This window comes from Antarcticimicrobium sp. (assembly GCF_029212575.1).
Classification (GTDB): Bacteria; Pseudomonadota; Alphaproteobacteria; order Rhodobacterales; family Rhodobacteraceae; genus Antarcticimicrobium.
Genome location: NZ_JARGPK010000047.1, coordinates 20,884 through 27,093, shown reverse-complemented (window position 1 = coordinate 27,093; position 6,210 = coordinate 20,884). Strand labels below are relative to the sequence as shown.

The window sequence follows — 6,210 nt, the reverse complement described above, 5'->3', positions numbered from 1 at the left end:
CCGCGCAGGAGACCGCCGAAGAGGCGCAGGAGGCCGCCGAGGCCGCCGAGGAGGCGCTGGCCGCCGCCGACGAGATGCGCACCGATACCCAGTCGCGCGAGGCCGAGGCCCGCGCACAACGCTCCGAGGCCGAGGGCGAGGCCGGCGCGCTGCGCGCCGAGACCCAGGCCCTGGCCAGGCTGGTGGCGCGCGACACCGCCGAGGGCGGGCAGTTGCTCGACCTGCTGCGGGTGACGCCGGGTTATGAAAAGGCGCTGGGTGCTGCGCTGGCCGACGATCTGCGCGCCCCCGTGGTCGATGAGGACGGCCCGTCAGGCTGGGCGCAACTGCCCGGCTATGACGAGGCACAGGATCTGCCCGGCGGCGTGACTGGGCTGTCCGAACATGTGACCGCGCCCGCGGTGCTGGCCCGCCGCATCGGCCAGATCGGGGTGATCGAGGCCGAGGACGGCCCGCGTCTGCAACCGCTGCTGAAACCCGGTCAGCGGCTGGTCACGCTCGAGGGCGACCTGTGGCGCTGGGACGGCTACCGCGCCTGGGCCGAGGATGCCCCCAGCGCCGCCGCGCTGCGGCTGGAGCAGCTGAACCGGCTCGAGGCGCTCAAGCACGAGCTGGAACAGGTCACCGCCCGCGCCGACGGAACCCGCGCCGCGCACGAAAGCCTGAGCCGCAAGCTGGCCGAGGTGACCGAGGCCGACAAATCCGCCCGCGCCGCCCGCCGCTCCGCCGATCAGCGGGTGGCGGATGCCGCCCGCGCCCTCAGCCGCGCCGAGGCCGAGCGCAACCTCGCCTCCGGCAGGCTGGAGAACCTCGGGCTGGCCGTGACCCGCCACAAGGAGGATGCGATGGCCGCCCGCGCGCAGTTGCGCGAGGCCGAATCCGGGCTGGCCGAACTTGGCGATCTGGACAGCGCCCGGGCGCAGGTCGAGGCGATCCGCCAAACCGTCGAGGCCGCGCGCATCACCATGCTCACCCGCCGCTCCGCCCATGACGAGCTGCGCCGCGAGGGCGACGCACGGATCAAGCGCCAGCAGGAGGTCACCAAGGAGATCAGCGGCTGGAAGCACCGGCTCGACACCGCCGAACGCCGCATCTCCGAGCTTGTGGAGCGCAAGTACGGCTCGGAAGAGGAACTGGAAACCGCCCGGGCCGTGCCCGAACAGATCGCCGAAAAGCGCGAGGATCTGTCAGAGGCTGCCGCCCAGGCCGAGGCCCGCCGCGCCGCCGCCGCCGATGCCCTGGCGGCGGGCGAGACGGCGCAGCGTACCGCGATCCAGACCGAGCGCGACGCCGAACGCCACGCCTCCGACGCGCGCGAGGGGCGCGCCGCCGCTGAGGCCCGCATGGAGGCCGCCCGCGAAACAGTGCACGCCGCCGCCGAGCGCATCGCCGAGGATATGCAGCTGACCCCCAACCAGCTGCTCAACCAGCTCGACGCCGCGCCCGCGGACATGCCCCGCGCCGACGTGCTGGAGGCCGACGTCAACCGCTACAAGCGTCAGCGCGATGCGCTCGGCGCGGTAAACCTGCGCGCCGAGGAGGACGCCCGCGAGGTGCAGGAGGAATTCGACACCCTCTTGTCCGAAAAGACCGACCTGGAAGAGGCGATCAAGACCCTGCGCAGTGGCATTGCCGGCCTCAACCGCGAGGGGCGCGAACGGCTGCTCACCGCTTTTGAGCAGGTCAACAGCAACTTTTCCCTGCTGTTTCGGCATCTCTTCAGCGGCGGCGAGGCCAACCTCGTCATGGTCGAAAGCGACGATCCGCTCGAGGCGGGGCTGGAGATCATGTGCCAGCCGCCGGGCAAGAAGCTCTCGACGCTGTCGCTGTTGTCGGGCGGCGAACAGACGCTGACCGCGCTGGCGCTGATCTTTGCGGTGTTCCTGGCCAACCCGGCGCCGATCTGCGTGCTCGACGAGGTCGATGCGCCGCTCGACGATGCCAATGTGACGCGGTTCTGCGACCTGCTCGACGAAATGTGCCGCCAGACCGACACGCGGTTCCTGATCATCACCCACCACGCCGTGACGATGAGCCGGATGGACCGCCTGTTCGGCGTCACCATGCAGGAACAGGGGGTCAGCCAGCTTGTCTCGGTCGATCTGAAAAAGGCCGAATCTCTGGTGGCGTGAAATGCCGCAACCTCCCGTATTCGCTCGTACAATCCAGACAAGCCGGAGTAAGATCGGGCATGAAGAAAATTCTGCTGTCCCTGAGCCTGTTGCTGTGCCCCGCCGCGCTGCCGGCGCAGGGATGGGATTGGCCTGCATCGGACTTCGACGGGATCTACACCGGGGAACAGCTGCGCTTCACCGCCCCCCACGCGCCCCGGCTGGCCTCCGACGGGTCGGTCCGGCGTCATTTGCCGGCCCGGACCTCTCAGGACTTCGGCCTGTTCACCCTGCGCCCGGATGGTCGGCTCTGCATCGACTACGGCGACGGAACCAGCAACTGCGATCTTTACCTGCGCGAGGGCCAGATGCGCATGCTGGTGACCGAAGGCCGCGGGCGTCTGCCCTTCCGCTTCGAACTGGGGCTCGGCAACTGACGCGCTTCTAGAGTCGGCTCAACAAAGCCGCGGTCGGCCAGGCGTCGGCGGGCAGGCCCAGACGTTTCTGTTCGGCCTGAACGGCGGCGCGGGTGCCGCTGCCGAGGATGCCGTCGATCTTGCCCACGTCGTACCCCTTGGCCTGCAACCTGGTCTGCAACTGCTTCATCTGCGCCCCCGACAGCCCCGCTTCGGGGTTGCCCGCATCATAGACTTGCCCCCCCTCCAGCCGGGTGGCGAAATAGGCCGCCGTCAGCACATAGGTGAAACTCTGGTTCCACTCGAAATAGACCTGGAAATTGGGATAGGCGATGAAGGCCGGTCCCTTGCGCCCCTGCGGCAGAATGATCGAGGCCGGCAGCGATCCATTCGCCAACTGCCCGGCGCGCGGGCGCACACCCATCCGCGCCCAGTCGGCCACGGTGAGGGTTTGCCCGGGCCCGGTCAGCGACCAGTCCAGGCCCTCGGGCACCCGCACCTCCTGCAACCAGGGCTCGCCGGCGCGCCAGCCCAGATGCGACAACATATTGCCCCCCGACATCAGCGCATCGGGCGCCGAGGTTTTCAGCCGCACATGCCCGTCGCCGTCGCCGTCCACCCCATTCTCGATGATGTCGCGCGGCAGCATCTGCACCATGCCGATCTCGCCCGCCCAGGCGCCGGTGGTGCGCGCCGGCTCGAAATCGCCGTGCTCGTAAAGCTCCAGCGCGGCAAAGATCTGCGGCCGGAACAGGTGCGGGCGGCGGCAGTCATGCGCCAGCGTGGTCAGCGCGTTCAGCGTGTTGAAATCGCCCTGGAACCCGCCGTAATCGGTCTCGAAGGCCCAGAACGCCAGCAGCACCCCGCGCGACACGCCGAACTCGCGCTCGATCCGGTCGAAAACGCGGCTGTATTTCTTGGCCATTGCCCGGCCCCGGTCGATCCGGTTTTGTGAGATCAGCCGGCGCGAAAACTCGATGAATGGCATCTGGAACACGCCCTGAGCCCGGTCGGCGCGCAGCACCTTTGGGTCCTGCCGGACCGAGCCAAAGAACGCGTTTACCGTCGCCCGGTCATGGCCCTTGCTCACGGCCTCGGACCTGAGACCGTCGACAAAGGTGGAAAACGGGCCGCCGCATTGCGCATGGGCAGCAGGCACGGCAAGGCAGAGCGCAATGAGGGGGGCGAAAAGACGCATGAAAACAATATCCTTGAAAATTTTACCTACCATAGCGGCAGCAACAGTGCGCAGGCAACAATCAGTGCCAGGAAAACCAGCCAGATCCGCCACAGAAGCCGCGCGGCGGCCTCGATCTCACCCGCGCCGATGCGGCGGCGCCCGCTGCCGTTGACCCAGGGCAGATCGCGCAGCGCCCCGTCATAGCTGCGCGGCCCGGCCAGGGCCACATCGAGCGCGCGGGCCATCGCCGCCTCGGGCCAGCCGGCATTGGGGGATTTGTGCCGCCGGGCATCGGCGGCGATTTCGGACCAATGCCGCATCTGCCCGGTGAACAGGGCAATCAGCAACCCGGTCAGCCGCGCCGGGATCAGGTTCATCAGATCATCGGCGCGCGCCGCCACCTTGCCGAAGGCCTCGTGGCGCGCGGTGCGATAGCCGATCATGCTGTCGGCGGTGTTGATGATCTTGTACAGAACGAGGCCCGGAGTCCCCAGAACGAGAAACCAGAACGCCGGGGCGATCACCCCGTCGGAAAGATTCTCCGCCGCGCTTTCGATCGCGGCGCGCGCGATCTGGCTTTCGTCCATCGTTTCGGTGTCGCGGCTGACGATCCGGCCGACCGTGCGCCGCCCCTCAGCGACCGAGGCGCGCAGACCCCCGGCCACCGCCTGCACATGCTGCACCAGTGATCGTTGCGCCAGCAGCACGGCGGCGACAAGACACTCGGCCAAAGGCCCCAACAGGGCAAGGATCTCGCCCAGCGTCAGCGCCGCCAGAGCCAGCAGCGCCACGGCGAGCGCCCCCTTGGATAGCCGGCCATCGCCCCGGTTCAGCAGCCGATCCAGCGCGGCGACCGCGCGGCCCATCAGAACGGCGGGGTGCGGCAGCCGCTTCCACAGCCAGTCGGGCTCGCCCAGAACCGCGTCGAGAAGCATCGCGGCGGCCAGCATCGCGGCGCTGCTCACAGCGCGGTCTCGAGCTGGTCCCAGCCTTCGGCAGGGGGCAAGCCCAGCCGCAAAAGGGTTTCAGAATAGGGAAAAATCCGGCACCAGACCTGATGCCGGGCCAGCCGGTCCTGCCACGCGGCCGCGTCCTCGACGCGGTAAAGCCGGAACAGATCGGTGCCGCCTTCCAGCCTGGCCCCGCGCCCGGTCACCAGTCGATCCAGCCGCGCGGCGTCCCGCGCCAGCCGCGCCCGTGTGGCCTCGGCCCAGGCGATATCGCGCAGGGCCGCCGCACCCACCTGCAGCGCCGGGCCGGAAACCGGCCAGGGCCCCAGCATCTGCGACAGCCGCGCGATCGTCTCCGGCAGGGCGATGGCAAAGCCGAGCCGTAGCCCCGCCAGCCCCCAGAACTTGCCGAAGCTCTTGAGGATCACGACACCCGGCCGGGCGGTCAGCGCGACCAGAGAGCGGTCCGGGCAGATGTCGCAAAAGCTCTCGTCGATCACCGTCAGCGGGGCGTCGGCATCGGCCGCGGTCCAAAGCCGACCGTCGGGGTTGTTCGGATGCACCAGCACCCGCGCCTCGGCCGGGCCGTCTCCGGTCACGGTCCAGCCCTGCGCGGCAAACCCGGCCGCATGTTCATTGTAGGTGGGCATGTCGATCCGCACCCGGCCCGGAGCGGCCAGCGCGGGAAGGCGCGCGATCAGTGCCGAGGCCCCCGGCGCGGCCAGCACGCCGGCCCCCTCCGGCACCCGCCAGAAGCCGCGCGCGGCCTGCACCAGCGCCTCCTGCGCGGCGCGGTCCGGCAGGGCGGTCCAATCCGCCTCGGCCAGCGCTGGCAGCGGATAGGGCTCCGGATTGATGCCGGTGGACAGGTCGAGCCAGTTGGCGCGCGTTCCGCCGAATCGCGCGATCGCTTCGTCGAGGCCGCCGCCATGATCGCGGGGGGCGTGGGATTCTGGCTTGGAAAGCTGCGGCATCTGGCGGACCCGGTCGCTGAAGGGGCATCGCCCCGCTTCAACCGGATTTCCCGCGCCGACACAAGCGGGGGCTTGACCGCACGGCTTGGAGACGGCGGCAAGAGTCGTTAGAATGCGAATATGATTGCGATTTCCGGGCGCGCGTATGACGCCTGTCTGCGCGGGGCAAGACGAGACAATGGAAATTCTCATCGTCGAAGGCGATCCGGACCTGGGCGACCTCTGGGCGCGGCATCTGCGCCGCCAGGGCGGCAAGGTTACCCTGGTCGCCACCCAGAGCGCGGCGATCCTCGCGCTGCAGACAAAGCGATTCGACATCATCGTGCTCGACCTGATCCTCAAGGACGGCAGCGCCCTGGCGGTGGCCGATTTCGCCAGCTTCCGCAGCCCGGACACGCGGGTGGTCTTCGTCACCGACACGACGTTCTTTTCCGACGGCTCGATCTTTGCCCATAGCGCCAACGCCTGCGCCTATGTGCGCAGCAGCACCTCGCCCGAGGATCTGGCCGCCATCGTCGCGCATTACGGCGGGGCAAAGTAGGACGCCGGCGGCGGCATCAAGTGCCGCCCGCCGCTTCC

The 6,210-nt window shown here is 69.2% G+C and carries 5 protein-coding genes and 1 pseudogene; 3 read left to right on the top strand and 3 right to left on the bottom strand.

Features of this window, described 5'->3' with window-relative positions; all coding sequences use genetic code 11:
• Both P1U75_RS09385 and P1U75_RS09380 read left to right on the top strand, forming a co-directional pair.
• Positions 1–2,132: pseudogene (locus P1U75_RS09385) on the top strand (chromosome segregation protein SMC); the annotation flags it as partial.
• Positions 2,133–2,191: 59 nt separating this feature from the next.
• Positions 2,192–2,548, top strand: coding sequence for a hypothetical protein (locus tag P1U75_RS09380; protein ID WP_300242456.1), 357 nt, complete (start codon positions 2,192–2,194; stop codon positions 2,546–2,548).
• A 7-nt stretch (positions 2,549–2,555) separates the two neighbouring features.
• On the opposite strand, the gene P1U75_RS09375 is transcribed toward P1U75_RS09380, so the two are convergent.
• From P1U75_RS09375 to P1U75_RS09365, 3 genes are read right to left on the bottom strand one after another with little or no spacing between them, the layout of a single operon-like run.
• Positions 2,556–3,725 (bottom strand): lytic murein transglycosylase, encoded by a 1,170-nt coding sequence (locus P1U75_RS09375; protein WP_300242455.1) that lies wholly within the window; start codon positions 3,723–3,725, stop codon positions 2,556–2,558.
• Between the two features lie 26 nt (positions 3,726–3,751).
• Positions 3,752–4,672 carry an adenosylcobinamide-phosphate synthase CbiB gene (gene cbiB / locus P1U75_RS09370; protein ID WP_300242454.1) on the bottom strand — a complete coding sequence of 307 codons (921 nt, stop codon included), beginning with the start codon at positions 4,670–4,672 and terminating at the stop codon, positions 3,752–3,754.
• Complete coding sequence (locus P1U75_RS09365) at positions 4,669–5,631, bottom strand: threonine-phosphate decarboxylase (protein WP_300242452.1); 963 nt, start codon at positions 5,629–5,631, stop codon at positions 4,669–4,671. The genes cbiB and P1U75_RS09365 overlap by 4 nt, the downstream gene beginning before the upstream one ends.
• 178 nt (positions 5,632–5,809) lie before the next feature.
• On the opposite strand from P1U75_RS09365, the gene P1U75_RS09360 reads away from it, so the two are divergent.
• Positions 5,810–6,172: a response regulator gene (locus tag P1U75_RS09360; RefSeq protein WP_300242450.1), complete on the top strand. Its 363-nt coding sequence runs from the start codon at positions 5,810–5,812 to the stop codon at positions 6,170–6,172.
• The last annotated feature ends 38 nt before the right edge of the window (positions 6,173–6,210 follow it).

What these genes read in the sequence shown, in the direction of transcription:
- P1U75_RS09375 (WP_300242455.1), bottom strand. Translation starts at nt 3,725, where the DNA reads ATGCGTCTTTTCGCCCCCCTCATTGCGCTCTGCCTTGCCGTGCCTGCT.
- P1U75_RS09380 (WP_300242456.1), top strand. Translation starts at nt 2,192, where the DNA reads ATGAAGAAAATTCTGCTGTCCCTGAGCCTGTTGCTGTGCCCCGCCGCG.
- P1U75_RS09365 (WP_300242452.1), bottom strand. Translation starts at nt 5,631, where the DNA reads ATGCCGCAGCTTTCCAAGCCAGAATCCCACGCCCCCCGCGATCATGGC.
- P1U75_RS09360 (WP_300242450.1), top strand. Translation starts at nt 5,810, where the DNA reads ATGGAAATTCTCATCGTCGAAGGCGATCCGGACCTGGGCGACCTCTGG.